This window comes from Neobacillus sp. SAB-20_R2A, assembly GCF_049568635.1.
Lineage (GTDB): Bacteria > Bacillota > Bacilli > Bacillales > Cytobacillaceae > Neobacillus > Neobacillus citreus.
On sequence record NZ_CP145895.1, the window covers coordinates 3,392,133 to 3,409,083 of the forward strand.

The window sequence follows — 16,951 nt, forward strand, 5'->3', positions numbered from 1 at the left end:
CCCCAAACCCGATGTTTTTCCAAAAAACAGAGCAGAGTATAAACCCTGCTCCCCAAAAAAAGTTTCATCGATCTAGAGTGCCCCAACTACCGGATGCGGTACATACGGTTCTTCTAAGTACACAATTTCTTCCGGTGTTAATGTGACGGACAGAGCACCTACTGCGTCTTCAAGATGGGATATTTTGGTTGCCCCGATAATAGGTGATGTTACAGGTTCTTTCTGTAACAACCAAGCAATGGCGATTTGCGAACGGAGGACGCCGTGTTTTTCTGCCAGGTCTGCAACCCGCTCTGCAATTAATCGGTCAGTGCTTGCAGTTGCATCGTACTTTGATCTTTGCGTCTGGTCGGTTTCGGAACGAAGTGTTGCTTCTGACCAATCACGCGTCAATCTGCCTGAAGCAAGCGGGCTATATGGAGTCACCCCGATTTTTTCCTCCTTGCAAAGCGGCAGCATCTCCCGTTCTTCTTCACGGTATATCAGGTTGAGGTGGTTCTGCATCGATACAAAACGTGTCCATCCGTTTTTCTCTGCCACATTCAATGCTTTCAGGAACTGCCAGGCATACATGGCAGAAGCGCCAATATATCTCGCTTTACCCGCTTTCACCACATCATGTAATGCTTCCATTGTCTCTTCGATGGGCGTGTTATAATCCCAGCGGTGCGTGATATAAAGGTCTACATAATCTGTTCCCAAGCGTTTCAGACTATTATCAATTTCGCTCATAATATGCTTTCGGGAGAGACCACTCCTGTTCGGACCTTTGCTGTTCATATCTTTACCCAGCGGAAAATAGACCTTTGTAGCAAGGACAACCTCATCCCGTTTTGCGAAATCCTTAAGGGCACGTCCAACAAATTCCTCACTTGTTCCATCTGAATAGACATTCGCTGTATCAAAGAAGTTAATACCTAAATCAAGGGCTCTTTTGATGACAGTACGACTACTCTCTTCATCGATTACCCAAGGGTGAACCCAACGTTCCTTCTCGCCAAAACCCATGCATCCTAGACAAAGCCGGGATACATCCAAGCCAGTATTTCCAAGTTTCACATATTCCATTGTTTTTCCCTCACCTTCCACTATCTGTTATTATAACCAGAAACAAAATGCTAAAATTGGCCAAATGAATGCGTTATGACCAATCATGAACAATTGAATGAAAACTATTTTTTAAAACATCTATACATTAATGAACACCTGTATATAATTATAAATACAAATAAGTAGTTTACAATTGTTAAAACACTGCAATTTGTTCATTAGTAAACAAATCCATTAAAATTGTTCATTATTTATGAAAGATCGGTGAATCTCGCAATGGCAAAAGTAGATAGAAGAATACTTAAATCTCAGGATGCAATTAAAAAAGCTGTTATTGAACTCATGTCTCAAAAAAATTTTGATGACATTACGATCCAGGATATTTCCGATCGGGCAAATGTTAGCCGAGGAACCGTCTATCTGCATTACGAGGATAAATATGATTTGCTCGATAAACTGATTGAAGAACACATTAACAAGATGCGTGACATGTGCCAATCGTTAGCTGAAGCAGAATATACCGAGGCGAATATACCTTGGTTTGAATATCTTGAACAGAATTACTTATTCTTTTCAACGATGTTAGCTAGCAAAGGAGCCCCTTCTTTTCGTAGACAGTTTCATGAGTTTCTTATCGAAGAGTTCAAGGATGAAGTGGATGTAACAAAAGGGAAAAATCAGGGATTAAACGAAGAAATTATACTTCAATTTATTGTGACCTCCTATGTAGGAATTGTGGAATGGTGGTTTAAGAACGGAATGCCCTCCCCGCCTCATGTTATGGCGGAACAAGTTGGGATTTTACTGGAGAGGAATCTATAATTGAAGTTATACAATATGTCACTTTACAATAATCACTCGTAAAAATGCTCAAAGCAGTGCGATTTCTATTGTGAAATCCACTGCTTTCGAGGGTGACTCCAAGATTCTGAATCAGAAGGAATTGGGATCATCTTTGACAGGATTATTACTATTTTCCTCATTGTCATCATCCACTTCTTCAATATGAAGTTCTGAATTTAACATCTCTTGTTGAATCTTATCTAATGCCTGTCCATTTTGTTGTTGTTCCAATAAATCATAATGAAATATATCACTAATCGCATTCTCATCGATTGAGGCTATAATTTCGTGGATATCGTTATGATCACCGGTTATCGAGCCAAATCCTTGGGTTTGTTTTTTATAATTGACAAAACCGCTTGGAAGATTGGTGCCAAGATTAACACAGGATGCACCTTCTACCGTTCCGATTGAAATCGATCCAATAAAAAAAGATGGGGAAAAACGTTTCAATATCAACATCCCTTCCCTATTTCATGGTATAAGACACTGGCTTGCCATTAATGTTTATTTGAATGTCATCCCTTTTTTCTATTTGTCCTTTTTGCGGATTCTTCTGGACAGCTGGATTTTTAGGGCGCTGCTTGCGATTGACGTTGGGAGAGAATGTATTTCCAAGATTCAACATGCCGCTCAACTCTTTAATATCCAACTTTTCAAGCTGGAATGCTAGTTCATCAATGTTTAATTCTTGTAGATGAAGATCCTTCACGTCCATTTTAACGATGACGGATGGATTGCTTTTATCGTGGAGGGATTTCTCAAGTGTGCTGATCTTTTGGAATAATTCATCAAGTTTTTTTAGTAGATTTTCTTGATCCATCAATCTCCATTCCCTTTTAAGAGTGTTTTTCTATCACTCCTGCATTTGATTTGACCTTATTATTTCCTTTAATGGTCCCAAAACCTTCGTTGACCACAACTTCGTTTTTTCTTCCCTTTATGATGTTTGTTCCCACCAATAATCCTGAAGAATCTCTTATATCGTTAATTTTTAATGAACCATATTTAATGGATGTCATGATCGATCTCCCTAATATTTTTCTTTTTTAAAAAAAGGGATTGTTATTAATAAAATTCCCCTATCAAAGATGGCTTGAAGTTGTTCCAATTGACACTCTTCTGGAATCGTTATCTCCCTTCGAAAAAAACCGTAAAACCGTTCGCTGCTGATTACTTTCATATCATCATCTATATAATCTTTGTGAATGTTTCCTTCAATTGTTAAGATACGATTCATTCGTCTTACAGACAAGTCCTCTTTCCTGGCCCCGGCGAGATCAATGGAAATGATGAAGTTCTGGTTTAATTTGTATACATCCATCCTTGGTTCCACAAATGGTGAGATTTCATGCAATAATCCGGAGAAATCCTCTCCTAACATCTGTTTCACGTTAGAACGCAAATGAGGCTTTATCACCCATTGAAAACCTCCCTACTACGGCTAGTCTTATATATAACATTATGTTCTGTTTAGAAAGGTCATGCCTAAAAGTGCAATAAAAATAGGCCAGGCACTTTAAAATGTAACCTTAAAGTGCCTGCACCTGAGCACCAGGTACAATATCTGGATCAATCATATTCCCATCATTTACATCATTATCAATTATCGGGTTGACATTTTGTATATTCGTAATAATACCACTTTGCTGTGCAAATCCGTTGTTCGTCTTTCTGTGAGCTGACCATCCGGTTAATTGGTTTTCTCCAACTGATACGTCAGAGTTTGTATCTTGATGATTTACATTAATAGCACCGATTACTATACTAATCGCCAACTATCTCACCTCAATTTCAGTGGGATTTTTTTGCTGAAATTTATCGGCTATTGGAGCGTCAATCATATCGTTATCAATCACGATATTGGTATTGGATGTTAGCTGACTAATACCTGCTGTTCTACCTGTTCCCTCATTCGTTTTCCTATGGGCACTCCATCCATTTAGGCAGTTATCTCCCACTGATACTGCTGCATTTGTAAATAAACTATTTACGTTTATTTCCTTAATATCAATTTGTTTCGGCACCTCTGGCCGTCCATCCATGAGAGTGACTGCGGGATCTTCGGTTGGGGCTTCAATGGGTTGTAAATCTTTCGGTCCATCCATGTACGTCACTGCATGGCTCTCCATGGGGCTGTCAATCACATCATTATCAATCACTAAGCTAAAATTTTCGGCGACTTGTGAATGATACACTATGCCAAAACCGTGATTATTTTTGTGATGAGAGGACCAGTTATTCACAGTATTTATTCCGACAAATATTCCCGATGCAGTATCAATGGAATTCACATTAATTCCCTTGATGATAAGATTCGTCAAGCGTCCTTTTTGCATCCTTAGCCTCCCACACAGTTTTTTTCCTCGTTTGGATAAACTTTTTATAATAAAATATGATTGGATATATGTCTTGGTTCTTCACCATTGAGAAGGCATTGTCGTGGGATTAAATGGAAACAACAAAAAACCTTCCAAAATGGATATAATGGAAGGTTTTTATTAATGAATTACTGAAAGTTATCGGCGGTAGAACTTAAAAGTGCATAACCTTTCTTTCTTCGATACAAGGCAATGACGATACTTAGGATTACACAAACTATTGATACTAATTGGGCAATTCGGATATGGGATGTCAACATGAGACTATCTGTCCGAAGGCCTTCGACAAAGAATCTCCCAATTGAATACCAAAGCAGGTAGGTTAAAAATATTTCGCCTCTTCTAAAATCGATTCTTCTTAAAAGGATTAATAGAATAACACCTGTGAAACTCCAGATGGATTCATACAAAAATGTTGGGTGGTAATAAACACCGTTGATATTCATTTGGTTAATAATAAAGTCAGGTAAATGCAGTGACTCTAGAAAACTTCTAGATACCGGTCCCCCGTGGGCTTCTTGGTTCATAAAGTTTCCCCATCGGCCAATGGCTTGTCCAAGCAGCAGACTAGGGGCTAAAAGATCTGCCATTTTCCAGAAGGATATTTTTCTTTTTCTACAAAACCAAATGGCTGTTAAAACGGCACCGATAATTCCGCCGTGAATGGCAATTCCACCATGCCAAACAGCAGGGATTTCATTAAGATGATTTTTATAGTAACTCCATTCAAAGAGGACATAGTATGTCCTTGCACAAATGATGGCTATTGGTAACGCAATGATAATTAAATCACCAATTGTTCCAGAAGGAATTCCTCTCTTCTTCCCTTCTTTTTCAGCTAGCAATAGCCCTAAAATAACACCAATACCGATGATCACACCGTACCAATGCACAGCAATAGGTCCAAGATGAATCGCTATTGGATTAAATGGGTAAATAAGTGCTAACATACCTGACTCCCTTCTTACTATCATTCATTAACAAATTATTCATAAAAGATTGCATTTTTATTATAACAAACATGGTTTATTGGTTTTATTAAAAAATCATTAAAATCAGTTTGTTTAAGTAAAGTTCGCTTATATTCACCAAATGCCACCTTAATCTTTCTATTGTTGTTATTGCCTGAGGATTAATATAAGCCTATTAAAAAAGGATGGTTCGATCATCATCGAAGCATCCTTTTCTTTACTCTTTTTCAATGATGGCGATTTTAATATCACGATCATCCATGACTGCATCTATCGTATCTTGATCATCAGTTATATTGATATTCCCCATTAGCTGAATATTATTCCCATTTAAATTACCGTGATTGGTATTTTCTTTTTGATTGCCATCAATCCCATTAACATGACCCTTGCCAACGAATACCGAGCTTCCTGGCTGCATGGAATTGACGTTTACACTATTAAGATTAAGATTTGTTAAGTTGTTTTCATCACTTGAATTCTCGACGGCAATATGAATGTCCCGATCATCAATTGGTGTATCAACTATGTCAGGGTCAATTAGGATGGAAGTATTGCAAAGCAGCAAATTAGATTGTCCGCCAATACTTCCGAACACACTGTTTTGCTTGCCATGTGCACTCCAGCCAATCGCAGTGTTTTGCTCTCCAATAAAAATACCACACTGTCTCTCCATCGTTTGGACATGAATGTTACCTGCAAAATTAAAATCCGTAGTTTTACCCATTTATGGTTCACCACTTTAGTTCATTATGAATGAGGTTTCATGCTTTAATTTATGTTCATGAATCTTGGGTTGTGCACTCAACTAAAAAGCCGTGTCATACTGATTGATTATGCATTCACTGGAATGCTCGGCTTAAAGTCCTGATCAAAGATAACCCCATCTATGATTTCAAAGCTATCCGCGACATTATTTATATTTCCGGCATTAATGGTGTTAATACCGTAAATTCCCCCTGTATTTAAATTGTATTTCCTGTTAGCATCCATCCCATTTACAATACCTTCACCAACAAAAATGGCGGAACTAGGTTGAGGAGAATTTATGTTTAACATTCCTACATTAACAATTGAAGCCATCCAAATTTCCTCCTATTCTCCCGTTACTGTTTATTATTTTATGTTCAAACCATAAACTGTGGAACACAAAATCGACATCTCAAAAATGGTGCCATGTTGTGTTTTGGAAAAGCAATTCAGCAATCTATAATATAAGGAGATATTAATAAAGTATAGTTGTAGGTTCTATTTACATTAATGACAGGTGGTCAGTATGCATATCCTATTTTTTGCTCCTTATTTTAATCAGCCAAGAGGAAATTCTACAACCATAAAGCGTCTTGTTCACTTTTTGCAGCAGGGAAATATTCATACTTCCGTTATTCCATATATGGAAGAGGATGATTGGCATCGTTCAGATGCTGATATTTATCATATTTTACATGCTACCCGATTTATTCAATGGCAAAAAGAAGTCAATTTTATTTTAAATCGCCCCTATCTGGTCACGATGGGAGGAACAGATATTAATATTGATTTACAGGCAAGCATGAATGATGAAATATTTTCATTTTTAAATGATGCTGCTTTTATTACTGTTTTTACAGATGATGCAAGAGAAAAGGTATCACGGTTATTCCCTGGGTGGACCGATAAGACCATCGTTATTCCCCAAGGGATCTGGCTGCCTTGGCACCTATCACCCATTAAAGGAGAAATGCTTCCACGCTTTCTTCTTCCGGCCGGATTACGACCTGTAAAAGATGTTTTGCATGTAGTTCCTGCACTTGATGAGTTAATTCGCGAATACCCCAATATGGAATTCACGATTCTTGGGGCAAAGTTAGATGAGAACGTTTATAAAGTTGTACAAAAGGAAGCAGAACGTCGCCACTGGATGAAGTATGCTGGCGTTGTTCCTTATGAGGTTATGAAATTTTGGTACGAACAAGCCCAAATCGTCATCAATACTTCCCTATCTGAAGGTCAGTCGCTTGCCCTTATGGAAGCAATGGCATTAGGGCGACCAGTCATTGCGCGAAAAAATGAAGCAAATATTCAATTGATCCGCCACGAACAAACAGGCTGGCTTTATGAAACGATGGATGAATTTAAAAAGGCCGTTCAATCCATTGTATGTGATGTTGCCTTGAGGGAGAAAGTGATCAAGCAAGCACAAGAATGGATCCGTGAGTACAGTTCACCCGAACAAGAAACCGTTGCTTACCTTAATTTGTATAATGATTTATTAAAATAAGGGTACTCAATGGCATTACTTTATTTTTGTATAAAAATAAAGGGCTTGGCAAATTTAATAAAAGGTAACTAACGTAGGAGAAATTATAAATATTTCTATCATTCGGGTTTTCGCGTATAGAGGAGATGTTAGCTTGACAGTTAAACAATATTGGAAGGAAATAAACGATAAGAGTGAGCGGGTTTCGTCTTTAATGCATTCTTTTTGGCATGAGCATTCTGACTGGGGAAACTGGCAGTTCTGGGTCATCCTACTCTTCTTGCTTGTTCCGCTGATTATACTTCTAGTTAAGCTTAACCGAAATAGAAGTCTTGAAATTCTTTTCTTTGGGTACACCGTACATATGTTATGGACATATACAGACCTCATACTTATAAGACAAGGTTATGTAGACCATCGTTATTTCCTAACGCCATTCTTGCCACAAGCGTTAGGAATTACAGCATCCCTTATCCCTGTTTCTTTTATGCTTGTCTATCAATATTGCTTGAATCAAGATAAACCTTTCATTATTTGGACTACTGGACTAAGTGCTATTCTTGCTTTTGTTTTTGCACCTATTGAGAAGTGGATGGGTCTCGTTTCCATCTATAAGGGATTTACGATTGTTCATCTATTTTTCATAGATATTGTTATTACAATGATTGCTTACGGACTGACGAAGTTTTTTGTAAGGTTTTATGCGGCAAGACAGTCAACTATATAAAACGGTAAAAACGGGGTCAGTCCCCCGGTACGTTAAAGCTTTAGTGTGCTGGGGGACTGACCCCGAATTCAAAATATATAAAGCCTAACAATGAGATGAACAATACATACGAGATAGTAAACCAGTTATTTTGCCCATGGTCACAAGAAAAGTAGCATATCGGTAAAAATAAGGCAGCTATTCTTCCCGTGGGTACAAGAAAAGTAGCGATCCGGTAAAAATAGGCTGTCTATTTTTACCGTGAGCACAGGAAAAGTGTCACACTGGTAAAAATAAGCTAGTCTATTCCCCGTGAGCACAAGAAAAGTGTCTTTACTGGTAAAAATAAGCTGTATATTCTTCCCGTGAGCACAAGAAAAGTGTCTTACTGGTAAAAATAAGCCGTCTATTCTTCCCACGAGCACAGAAAAAGCATCGATCCGGTAAAAATAAGTCGTCTATTTTTCCCGTAACCGCAAGAAAAGTAGCCTACCGGTAAAAATAGGCCGTGTATTCTTCCCGTGAGCACAAGAAAAGTGTCGCACGGGTAAAAATAAGCCATTTATGTTGCACGTTCACCCCAAGGAAAGTAGCGATTCAGCTTCTTTGGCTGTATTTCTCAGTGGTCTCGGACGGTCCTCGTATCCTAATACAGAAAAAATGGTAAGTCCTCCCGTACGTTAAGGCATTAGTGCACTAGTGGAATCGCTCTTGAATTTCAGATTGAACTCCTACTTCTTCTCTTCTTTAACCTTCAGGATTTCTGCCATCGCTCCGTATTCGATTCGTATGGTCTTCCTTGCTTCCACCGGTGTTCTTGCAATAACAGACTCGATTAGCTTTTCTCCGTTTATTTCCATTTCAACAAGAAAGCATTTTGCTCCACATCTCAAAGCTTTTCCTCCATTGTGTACTGATTTCGGTTTTGCGGAAACCTATTCTTTCTTGAACTACCAGTCTTGCTGAGGGGATGCTTTGGATCATAAGTTGTTTTCGTTCTTCCATATTTTATACTTTTCGCGCTGGCACGCTGCACATGGTCTGAAACCAGCTGCAATAGCTGTTTGCTCATCGGTAAAAAACACTCGGTCCTTGATGTAACCATACTTCGCTAGGGCACGCAGTGCAGCTGGACAATCCATTGTTCCATACACTTTGGTTTTGCGATTGCCGCCATATGTACCTGGGGTCTGGCTCACATAAAGTTTCTTATCCGCCCCCATAAGTGTGTAGGTTTTACTGCTCTGTGCCTTTTCAGAAATTACTTCATCCTTAACATCCATTCATTATCTCCGCCTTTAAGATTTTTATTGAATAGCTTCTATTAAGTTTACATAATAAAATTATGGTTTATATTTAATTAACCAAAGAATAAATCCAATATATTTGACCCTTTAGAAGATTGCTTATTATAGAACTCGGAGTATCCACATTTTTTACAATACACCACGATAAAGGTATTGTGCTGAATATCTAAGATTTTCGATAAACCTGTACCCGTCATCGCTACTTCCTTTGTTCCTGCCTCTTTGCTTCCACATTTTATACAGCCTTTTTCAGACATACATGTTCTCCTCCCACAAATAACCAATTTAGTTTTCCTATAATACGAAGGCAGCCCGAAAAGGTTTCAGTGGATTTATAGAAGCATTGTCCTTCTGCCAATCACTGCTTTTTATGGAAAAAACCGCTTGGAGGATTTATTTTTCGCCCATTTACTTAGTATGTTTAATCCCCCTATATTTCGTGAAGAATGATAAGCGAGGTGATACTGATGAAGCTCCTTTTAATAATCGGAAGTATTGTACTCCCTATATTAATGGTTGTACTACAAAGAAAATGGTCCAAAATAAGGATCATTTTTGATTTAATGGCGATTCTGTCGGCACTTATTTTTGGAAATATTTCTTCAATCGCTATCTTTGAGATTATCAAAGATGATAAAGTCTTTATGACCAATATTCATGCGGTATTTCTAAATCCCATTTTCCTTATGACAGGTGCTTATCTGGGACTGTATTTTCTTTATGTTCTTGTATTACGAGTAATAAATGATAAAAACTAAATGAGTAGTTCTGAACTATTTAAGCCTTAGCCCTTAGATCCCCCTTTCAAACAGAAATGGCGAAGGAATTCTTCCTACGCCATTCTTCTATCACGATATATGGATTTAAATTTCTACCAAACTATTAGCAGATAGATATTTCCCCACTAGTCGACCAACAATAGTATGAGTATCCAAGTCGCTGACTCAAAGGTGGATTATTTTTGTTTTTCCTTAAATTGTGTAGTCCGGTGCATATGGGTCAATCTGCTGATGGTTTCTGCCAGCAACGCCGTTCGTTCAGGTAATGATGAAATGTCTAAGTACTCATCATCCCTATGGCCGTTCCCGCCTTTTGGTCCCAGCCCATCGACAGTTGCGATGCCCATTGAGCTGGTGAAAGAGCCATCTGAACATCCTCCTCTAAATGACTCTTTAATTTCAATCCCCATTTCATTCCCAATGTCCTGCACTAAACCAATCAATTCAATCGATTTCTTGGTCTTCACCATTGGGGGCCGATTTAACTGGCCTGCTAGTTTGATTTTTGTCCCTTTGATGTTAGGCTCAGAGCAAATCTCTTTCATTTTCTGCTCCACTTCTTTTATTTGCTCCAGTTTTGTGATCCTTACATCCACTTCAGCTTCCGCAATGGGGGCGATTGTATTGGCGGAAGTTCCTCCTTTTAACAATCCAACATTAACGGTGATGCCTTTCTTATAATCAGTTATTTTATGCAATTTTATGGTTTTATAAGCGATTTCTTCAATCGCGCTGCGGCCCTTTTCATGCTCAGACCCTGAATGAGCAGGCACACCTTCTACTTTAATTTTGTACCTTGCTCCGCCCTTTCGCTGCGTTACAATCGAACCATCTTTCCCTGCAGCTTCCATAATAAGGGCATACTCTTTTTCTTTTCCAATTTGTTCGATTAGAGGTCTTGAGTGTCTCGAGCCGATTTCTTCATCACTATTGAGAACAATTTCAACATTCTTATATGCATCATCTTGCTTCTCAACCAATGTTTTCATGGCAAATAGGACAGAAACCAAGCTTGCTTTCATATCGACGACACCAGGTCCATAAGCATAATTCCCCTCTATCTTAAAAGGCCGCTTTTCTGCCGTCCCTCTTGGAAAAACAGTATCCATATGGGCGACAATCATCACCTTAGGATCTATGGCATCAGGGTGCCTGATCACCAGATTATTTCCTCGTTCCTCTTGGGGATGGACATGTACTTCAAAACCGATTGATTCATATTCTTTTGATAAAACAGCACCTATCTCATCAATCCCCTGCTTAAAATAACTGCCGCTATCCATATTCACCAGCTTCTCTAAAAGGTTCAGCATGTCCTCCATCTTCTCATTTACTACATCTATCAACTTTTCCACTCCTAACATTTTATTACCAATAAAAAGCTAGCATCATTTCAAATTTATGTTTATAGAACCTTTTACCTATTCCTATCATAAAATTGTTATTGTAACATTCTTAATAAGGTGTAAATTCTGTAAATTTTTACAATAAAAAGACTTAAGGAGGTAAAAATGGATTATCATCTTCTCACTTTTGTCACAGTTGCCGAGAAAAAAAACTTTACGCGTGCAGCCGAAGCACTACATATTTCTCAATCAGCTGTTACTTTATCCATTAAAGTACTGGAGAAACAATATGAGTTAAAGTTGCTAGATCGAAGTAATAAATATGTGCGATTAACAAAGGCTGGGGAGATCTTGTATCAGAATGCAAAGCAAATTCTATCCCTATATGACCGGATGAATCGGTTAATCGATGAACTGACTCATTCAGCAAGCGGGATTCTTACGATTGGGTCCAGCTATACATTTGGGGAATATTTACTTCCGAGAATCATTTCAGAATTTACAGAAGAATTTCCACTCATTAAGCCTAATATTGCCATTCGGAACTCCCATCGTATTATTTCACAGCTGCTTCGTGGCGAATTGGATTTAGGCATTGTTGAAGGTGTGGCAGAGAATCCTAAATTGCATATTCAACCATTTGCCCAAGATGAAATGGTCCTGATTGTCTCACCTAAGCATCCACTTGCATCAAAACAAGAAGTGGAACTGCAAGATTTAAACGATGAAACATGGATTATTCGGGAGAAAGGTTCTGCGACCCGTCAAGCTATCAATCAACTTTTCTTAGAAAATAACTTCTCACCCAACGAAATTCGCTCCTTTGGAAGCTCTCAGATTATTAAAGAATCGGTTGAAGCCGGTTTAGGGATTTCTATTTTATCCATTCATACCATTCGTAAAGAAATGGAACTCAAATCCTTACATACCTTAAGAATTAAGAACAACCCGCTTATTCGTAATTTTTGCTATGTCATCCCTAAGATGGACCTTCAACCTAGATCCGTTAGTTTATTTTTATCCTTTCTAGAAAACTACTCAACCTTAGACATTTTCGTTTAATTTTAGTTATCAGCATGATTTGCTTATGATTTAATACTCTTCTTAATTGTGTCCCCTTTTTGTAGGATCGGTACCTCAACGGTAATGGTGTCGGGATACTTAATTCCCATTCCTGTATTGAGGGCAACAACGATATCTTGCTCTTTAATCCAGCCTTGTTCTCTTAATCTGCGAGCTGCGACAAACGTTGCAGCTCCCTCGGGACAAACGAATGCCCCCTCAAGGCTTGCTAGCTTCTTTTGTTCCGCCAAAAGCGCCTCATCCTCAATCGCAACAGCACAACCATTTGTTTGATAAATGGCTTCTAGTACTAAAAAGTCTCCTAATGCTTTTGGAACATTAATTCCGAATGCAACCGTCTCAGAATCATTCCAGAACTCTGATTCAGACTTTCCTTCCTCCCATGCTTTAACAATCGGGGCACAGCCTTCTGCTTGAACAGCGACCAAGCGAGGAAGTTCTCCTTCCACCCAGCCCAACTTTTTCAGTTCAGTAAGTGCCTTATAAATACCAATTATCCCTACGCCGCCGCCTGTTGGATATAAAATGACGTCCGGCAGCTTCCAATCCATTTGTTCGGCAATTTCGAGTCCCATGGTCTTTTTTCCTTCAATCCGGTATGGTTCCTTTAAGGTCGAAGCATCGAATAAACCATGATTTGCGACCGACTGAGCCACAATTTTTCCTGCATCACTGATTAGTCCATCAACAAGATATAGGTTTGAACCAGAGATCGCTGATTCATTTCTAGTAATTTTGGGTGCATCAATAGGCATGACGATGGTAGATTGAATTCCACCTCTCGCCGCATAAAGTGACCAAGCAGCACCCGCATTTCCATTCGTAGGCATGGCAAGTTCTGTTACACCTAACTCTTTTGCTTTGGATACTCCCACTGCCGCTCCTCGAGCTTTAAATGTTCCCGTCGGAATGATTCCCTCGTCTTTCATCCACAAGTTTGCTATTTTCATATCTTCACCCATAGCAGGCATCTTAATAAGCGGAGTCATCCCTTCACCTAACGTAACGACATCATTCTCATCACCAACAGGAAGCAGTTCATGATACCTCCATAAGCTGGATACTCTACCAACTAAATCTTCTTTTGTAAGTTCCTTGCCTAGTTGTTCTAAATCGTATTCAACTAATAACGGTGATCCACAGGTGCATAACTGATTTTTCTGTTCGTGTGAATAAGTGTTGCTGCATTTAGGACAATATAAATGTGATATGTAACTGTATTTCATAGGGCTCACTCCATTCTTTATCGTTCTTGTAAAACATCATACTTGATTGTTTTTGATAACTGAAATTAATAATATTAATGGAAATCATTTAGAAATTTAATGACATCATTTCTATCAAGCTATAAAAGAGGACCGCTTAATTCATCATCATTAAGCAGTCCCTCATCTTTATACTAATAGCCCTTCCTTTAATTTAGTAGGCATTACTCCAGAAGGAATCGGACATTGGTATGGGTGTTCCGCCAGTTGTGCTTGTAATTCCTTTTTGGCTTGCTCGATGATTTCCTGATTTTCCAATGCCTTAATGGCTGTTAACGCCAATGCTTTAGAAACCTGCAGCAACCCTTTGTGGGAAATGGAAGACTTTCCTTGGGTGACCATTTGCCAGCTGTGAAGCACTGTCCCCAAAACAGAAGTCGTATACATACATTGGGCCGTTGGAGTAATCCAGCTTACATCGCCTACATCAGTAGAGCCGGAGAGGAATCCCTGTCCGTCAAAAGGAATAGGCTCAGCAGCGAGGAAAGGACCTTCAGGACTAATCGGGAATCTCTTGTTACTAACTGCCTGAAAATACTCTCCATTTTGTTTTTCCGCTTCCGTTAAGGTATTCCAAATCTGCTTGGCAAATTGATATTCTTCTGTCGTATAGGAAGGCATACCCACCTCTTGAAGAGATTGTTCCAACACTTTTCCTAAAGTATAATTAGGGTTATAGTTGGAGCAAGCTTTATCAAAATTAATCTCCACTTCGGTCTCCGTCATTAAAGCGGCCCCTTTAGCAATCTTACATAGACGGTCATAGATTTTCTTGGTTTTGTTCATATTCTGATCACGCACAAGGTAAAGCACCTCAGCCTCTGACTGAACCACATTTGGTGAAATGCCGCCAGAGTTAGTGATGGCATAGTGGATCCGTGCTTCTTGGCTGACATGTTCACGCATATAATTAGCCCCAATATTCATTAGTTCCACGGCATCTAAAGCACTTCTTCCTAAGTGGGGAGTGGCTGCGGCATGAGCGCTTCTCCCCTTAAACTTAAAATAGACTTGGATGTTGGCTAATGAACTGCACCCCTGAACACCGGTACGGCTATTCGGGTGCCATGTCAGGGCGAAATCCACATCATCAAATACCCCTTCACGGGCCATAAAGGTTTTTCCTGATCCGCCTTCCTCACCAGGACAGCCATAGAAGCGAACCGTTCCTTTTAATCGATTCTCTTCGAGATATTTTTTCAATGCGGAAGCTGCTGCTAATGCACCGGTCCCTAATAAATTATGACCACAACCATGACCATTGCCACCAGCCTGAATGGCTTCCTGATAGTCTACATCACATGTTTGGCTCAATCCGGATAATGCGTCAAACTCGCCTAAGAAGCCTATTACTGGTTTCCCTTCACCAAATTCACCAATAAAAGCTGTTTCGATTCCTGCAACACCGCTTGTAACCTTAAATCCCTCTTTCTGTAGCTGTTCACATAAATACTTACTAGAAACGTATTCCGAAAATCTTGTTTCAGGATTTTCCCAGATAAAGTCACTGATTTTCTTCCATTTCTCCTGTGTTTGTTCGATATATTTGTTGACCCAATCAACTTGCTTCAAAACCACTTCTCCCTCCAATTACCGCTATTTTTTCTAGACAAATTTCACTTCTGGTTTCTCTCTTTCAGCGGTTGCTTGCCCATAAATCCGACCAATTCCATCTTCAATGATGATGTTGGTACCAAACGGTTTCGATAAATCTTGAAGCCTTTTAAGTATGGATTCATTCTTTGTAATTTCCGGAAATCCATTTTGATGGCGTTTCTTTCCATGAGAAAGTTCAAGCGGATATAAGGTTATTTCGACTAACTCTCCGTCTTTCATGGTCCAAAAGGGAAGGACGGACTCCATCATTTCCGGTATACTCAATAATCCTTTTGTGCCGTTAAAGGATTTCTTGTCCATTGCCTTCATCACGCCATATTCATTAGGAATATTATGGTTATCATAAAAATCCTGCGGCAGGGCATCCAGTGTTTCATTTTGGAAAATAAAGTTTCCTAGACTATGAAAAATCGGTCTTCCCCGGTATATTTCAATGCCTCTCAATGTATGCGGTCCATGGCCAATGACACTATGGGCACCGGCATCAATAAATCGTTTCGCAGCTTTTCCTACAAAATCAGCTCCGATTCGTTTATTCGTCCCCTTCATTTCATGGGCATGAAAGTTAACCATTACATAATCCGCTTGTCTTAGTGCATCATCGATAACCCCTTCAATACGTTTCATGTCTTTTTCATTAGGTTCGGTTACGAGGCACTGTTCCTCCCCGACTTCAAATAACATCTGGTAGCCGTATTGATCTCTTCCAAAAGGTAAAATTCCTTCAGGAAATGGCAGCATGAATGCTTCATTGATGGACATTTGGGTGAAGGCATTTACCTCTGTTTTATCGGCAATATTTTTTAACACCGCGAGATCTTCAGAGCTAATCATATGTTTACGAACATGACGAAGACCATTAATTCCGGGTCTCCCTTTGATATTATGCCTTTGTTCTGTAGCCATGTGGGTTAAATGAGAAACAACCGAAACGGAAATAAATCCAATACGGCCAGCGGTTGTATCCAAGAAAATCGGCTTTCCTGCTTCATATAAGTTCTCACCGGTTCCTGTATGGAGTATGCCTGCTTCATCCAGATGACGGTTCGTTGCTTCGAGTCCGTCATACCCATAGTCAAAGGCATGATTATTTGCAGTGCCAACAAGATTAAAGCCATAGGCTTTTAAATCATCTAAACGATCGGGTGTCGTTCGGATGTGAGTACCGCCCGGAATGGCTCCAGGGGTACCTTCATTTTGTAAAATACTAATTTCAAGATTTGTGATTCTTCCATCCGCTTGCTTGATAATTTTTTCAATCGCTTGAAAGCTTTCCTCCTGATAACTTGAAATTCGTCGTGTAGGTAAGTAATCCCCGGTGGCTGCAAATGAAATCGTACTCTTCATCGTTTGGCACCCCTTAT

Annotated in this window: 22 protein-coding genes; 5 read left to right on the forward strand and 17 right to left on the reverse strand. The window is 39.2% G+C overall.

Annotated elements, in window-relative coordinates:
- Nucleotides 1-72 precede the first annotated feature (72 nt).
- Nucleotides 73-1,068, reverse strand: a complete 996-nt coding sequence (locus tag V5M37_RS16380; protein ID WP_423798241.1) for an aldo/keto reductase — start codon at nt 1,066-1,068, stop codon at nt 73-75.
- Between the two features lie 258 nt (nt 1,069-1,326).
- Here V5M37_RS16380 and V5M37_RS16385 point away from each other — a divergent pair, with 258 nt between their 5' ends.
- Entirely contained in the window at nt 1,327-1,872 is a 546-nt protein-coding gene (locus tag V5M37_RS16385) for a TetR/AcrR family transcriptional regulator (protein WP_423798242.1), read from the forward strand.
- A gap of 111 nt (nt 1,873-1,983) precedes the next feature.
- Here V5M37_RS16385 and V5M37_RS16390 read toward each other — a convergent pair whose 3' ends face one another.
- The 9 genes from V5M37_RS16390 to V5M37_RS16430 all read right to left on the reverse strand — a co-directional run bounded on the left by V5M37_RS16390 (nt 1,984) and on the right by V5M37_RS16430 (nt 6,328).
- On the reverse strand, nt 1,984-2,346 hold the full coding sequence (locus V5M37_RS16390) for a hypothetical protein (RefSeq protein ID WP_423798243.1): 363 nt from the start codon (nt 2,344-2,346) through the stop codon (nt 1,984-1,986).
- Between the two features lie 16 nt (nt 2,347-2,362).
- Entirely contained in the window at nt 2,363-2,716 is a 354-nt protein-coding gene (locus V5M37_RS16395; protein ID WP_423798244.1) for a hypothetical protein, read from the reverse strand.
- A 16-nt stretch (nt 2,717-2,732) separates the two neighbouring features.
- Entirely contained in the window at nt 2,733-2,915 is a 183-nt protein-coding gene (locus tag V5M37_RS16400; RefSeq protein ID WP_423798245.1) for a hypothetical protein, read from the reverse strand.
- 11 nt (nt 2,916-2,926) lie between these two features.
- Entirely contained in the window at nt 2,927-3,313 is a 387-nt protein-coding gene (locus V5M37_RS16405; protein ID WP_423798246.1) for an Hsp20/alpha crystallin family protein, read from the reverse strand.
- Between the two features lie 112 nt (nt 3,314-3,425).
- Entirely contained in the window at nt 3,426-3,671 is a 246-nt protein-coding gene (locus tag V5M37_RS16410) for a hypothetical protein (RefSeq protein ID WP_423798247.1), read from the reverse strand.
- Nucleotides 3,672-4,232, reverse strand: a complete 561-nt coding sequence (locus V5M37_RS16415; protein WP_423798248.1) for a hypothetical protein — start codon at nt 4,230-4,232, stop codon at nt 3,672-3,674.
- Between the two features lie 170 nt (nt 4,233-4,402).
- Nucleotides 4,403-5,224, reverse strand: coding sequence for a prolipoprotein diacylglyceryl transferase (lgt, locus tag V5M37_RS16420; protein WP_423798249.1), 822 nt, complete (start codon nt 5,222-5,224; stop codon nt 4,403-4,405).
- Between the two features lie 238 nt (nt 5,225-5,462).
- Nucleotides 5,463-5,972 (reverse strand): hypothetical protein, encoded by a 510-nt coding sequence (locus tag V5M37_RS16425; protein ID WP_423798250.1) that lies wholly within the window; start codon nt 5,970-5,972, stop codon nt 5,463-5,465.
- Nucleotides 5,973-6,079: 107 nt separating this feature from the next.
- Nucleotides 6,080-6,328: a hypothetical protein gene (locus V5M37_RS16430; protein WP_378582203.1), complete on the reverse strand. Its 249-nt coding sequence runs from the start codon at nt 6,326-6,328 to the stop codon at nt 6,080-6,082.
- 193 nt (nt 6,329-6,521) lie between these two features.
- Between V5M37_RS16430 and V5M37_RS16435 the strand changes: the two genes are divergently transcribed.
- Together V5M37_RS16435 and V5M37_RS16440 are read left to right on the forward strand one after the other, a co-directional pair.
- Complete coding sequence (locus V5M37_RS16435) at nt 6,522-7,505, forward strand: glycosyltransferase (protein ID WP_423798251.1); 984 nt, start codon at nt 6,522-6,524, stop codon at nt 7,503-7,505.
- Between the two features lie 133 nt (nt 7,506-7,638).
- Nucleotides 7,639-8,211 (forward strand): hypothetical protein, encoded by a 573-nt coding sequence (locus V5M37_RS16440; protein ID WP_423798252.1) that lies wholly within the window; start codon nt 7,639-7,641, stop codon nt 8,209-8,211.
- 710 nt (nt 8,212-8,921) lie between these two features.
- Here the strand turns inward: V5M37_RS16440 and V5M37_RS16445 are convergent.
- From V5M37_RS16445 to V5M37_RS16455, 3 genes are all read right to left on the reverse strand, one after another.
- Nucleotides 8,922-9,083 carry a hypothetical protein gene (locus V5M37_RS16445; RefSeq protein WP_423798253.1) on the reverse strand — a complete coding sequence of 54 codons (162 nt, stop codon included), beginning with the start codon at nt 9,081-9,083 and terminating at the stop codon, nt 8,922-8,924.
- A gap of 87 nt (nt 9,084-9,170) precedes the next feature.
- Complete coding sequence (locus tag V5M37_RS16450; RefSeq protein ID WP_423798254.1) at nt 9,171-9,473, reverse strand: Ada metal-binding domain-containing protein; 303 nt, start codon at nt 9,471-9,473, stop codon at nt 9,171-9,173.
- A 77-nt stretch (nt 9,474-9,550) separates the two neighbouring features.
- Nucleotides 9,551-9,754 (reverse strand): zinc ribbon domain-containing protein, encoded by a 204-nt coding sequence (locus V5M37_RS16455; protein ID WP_423798255.1) that lies wholly within the window; start codon nt 9,752-9,754, stop codon nt 9,551-9,553.
- A gap of 210 nt (nt 9,755-9,964) precedes the next feature.
- Between V5M37_RS16455 and V5M37_RS16460 the strand changes: the two genes are divergently transcribed.
- Complete coding sequence (locus tag V5M37_RS16460) at nt 9,965-10,255, forward strand: transposase (protein ID WP_423798256.1); 291 nt, start codon at nt 9,965-9,967, stop codon at nt 10,253-10,255.
- A gap of 197 nt (nt 10,256-10,452) precedes the next feature.
- On the opposite strand, the gene V5M37_RS16465 is transcribed toward V5M37_RS16460, so the two are convergent.
- Nucleotides 10,453-11,622, reverse strand: coding sequence for a M20 family metallopeptidase (locus V5M37_RS16465; protein WP_423798257.1), 1,170 nt, complete (start codon nt 11,620-11,622; stop codon nt 10,453-10,455).
- 165 nt (nt 11,623-11,787) lie between these two features.
- Between V5M37_RS16465 and V5M37_RS16470 the strand changes: the two genes are divergently transcribed.
- The gene (locus V5M37_RS16470) at nt 11,788-12,684 is read left to right on the forward strand and encodes a LysR family transcriptional regulator (protein ID WP_423798258.1); all 897 of its coding nucleotides are present in this window, start codon (nt 11,788-11,790) and stop codon (nt 12,682-12,684) included.
- Between the two features lie 23 nt (nt 12,685-12,707).
- On the opposite strand, the gene V5M37_RS16475 is transcribed toward V5M37_RS16470, so the two are convergent.
- The 3 genes from V5M37_RS16475 to V5M37_RS16485 form a co-directional block, all read right to left on the reverse strand.
- Nucleotides 12,708-13,931: a threonine synthase gene (locus V5M37_RS16475; protein ID WP_423798259.1), complete on the reverse strand. Its 1,224-nt coding sequence runs from the start codon at nt 13,929-13,931 to the stop codon at nt 12,708-12,710.
- Between the two features lie 168 nt (nt 13,932-14,099).
- Nucleotides 14,100-15,542, reverse strand: coding sequence for a M20 family metallopeptidase (locus V5M37_RS16480; RefSeq protein WP_423798260.1), 1,443 nt, complete (start codon nt 15,540-15,542; stop codon nt 14,100-14,102).
- Between the two features lie 33 nt (nt 15,543-15,575).
- Complete coding sequence (locus V5M37_RS16485) at nt 15,576-16,934, reverse strand: CapA family protein (RefSeq protein WP_423798261.1); 1,359 nt, start codon at nt 16,932-16,934, stop codon at nt 15,576-15,578.
- Nucleotides 16,935-16,951 lie beyond the last annotated feature (17 nt).

What these genes read in the sequence shown, in the direction of transcription:
- V5M37_RS16380 (WP_423798241.1), bottom strand. Translation starts at nt 1,068, where the DNA reads ATGGAATATGTGAAACTTGGAAATACTGGCTTGGATGTATCCCGGCTT.
- V5M37_RS16385 (WP_423798242.1), top strand. Translation starts at nt 1,327, where the DNA reads ATGGCAAAAGTAGATAGAAGAATACTTAAATCTCAGGATGCAATTAAA.
- V5M37_RS16395 (WP_423798244.1), bottom strand. Translation starts at nt 2,716, where the DNA reads ATGGATCAAGAAAATCTACTAAAAAAACTTGATGAATTATTCCAAAAG.
- V5M37_RS16400 (WP_423798245.1), bottom strand. Translation starts at nt 2,915, where the DNA reads ATGACATCCATTAAATATGGTTCATTAAAAATTAACGATATAAGAGAT.
- V5M37_RS16415 (WP_423798248.1), bottom strand. Translation starts at nt 4,232, where the DNA reads ATGCAAAAAGGACGCTTGACGAATCTTATCATCAAGGGAATTAATGTG.
- lgt (WP_423798249.1), bottom strand. Translation starts at nt 5,224, where the DNA reads ATGTTAGCACTTATTTACCCATTTAATCCAATAGCGATTCATCTTGGA.
- V5M37_RS16425 (WP_423798250.1), bottom strand. Translation starts at nt 5,972, where the DNA reads ATGGGTAAAACTACGGATTTTAATTTTGCAGGTAACATTCATGTCCAA.
- V5M37_RS16430 (WP_378582203.1), bottom strand. Translation starts at nt 6,328, where the DNA reads ATGGCTTCAATTGTTAATGTAGGAATGTTAAACATAAATTCTCCTCAA.
- V5M37_RS16435 (WP_423798251.1), top strand. Translation starts at nt 6,522, where the DNA reads ATGCATATCCTATTTTTTGCTCCTTATTTTAATCAGCCAAGAGGAAAT.
- V5M37_RS16450 (WP_423798254.1), bottom strand. Translation starts at nt 9,473, where the DNA reads ATGGATGTTAAGGATGAAGTAATTTCTGAAAAGGCACAGAGCAGTAAA.
- V5M37_RS16455 (WP_423798255.1), bottom strand. Translation starts at nt 9,754, where the DNA reads ATGTCTGAAAAAGGCTGTATAAAATGTGGAAGCAAAGAGGCAGGAACA.
- V5M37_RS16460 (WP_423798256.1), top strand. Translation starts at nt 9,965, where the DNA reads ATGAAGCTCCTTTTAATAATCGGAAGTATTGTACTCCCTATATTAATG.
- V5M37_RS16470 (WP_423798258.1), top strand. Translation starts at nt 11,788, where the DNA reads ATGGATTATCATCTTCTCACTTTTGTCACAGTTGCCGAGAAAAAAAAC.
- V5M37_RS16475 (WP_423798259.1), bottom strand. Translation starts at nt 13,931, where the DNA reads ATGAAATACAGTTACATATCACATTTATATTGTCCTAAATGCAGCAAC.
- V5M37_RS16485 (WP_423798261.1), bottom strand. Translation starts at nt 16,934, where the DNA reads ATGAAGAGTACGATTTCATTTGCAGCCACCGGGGATTACTTACCTACA.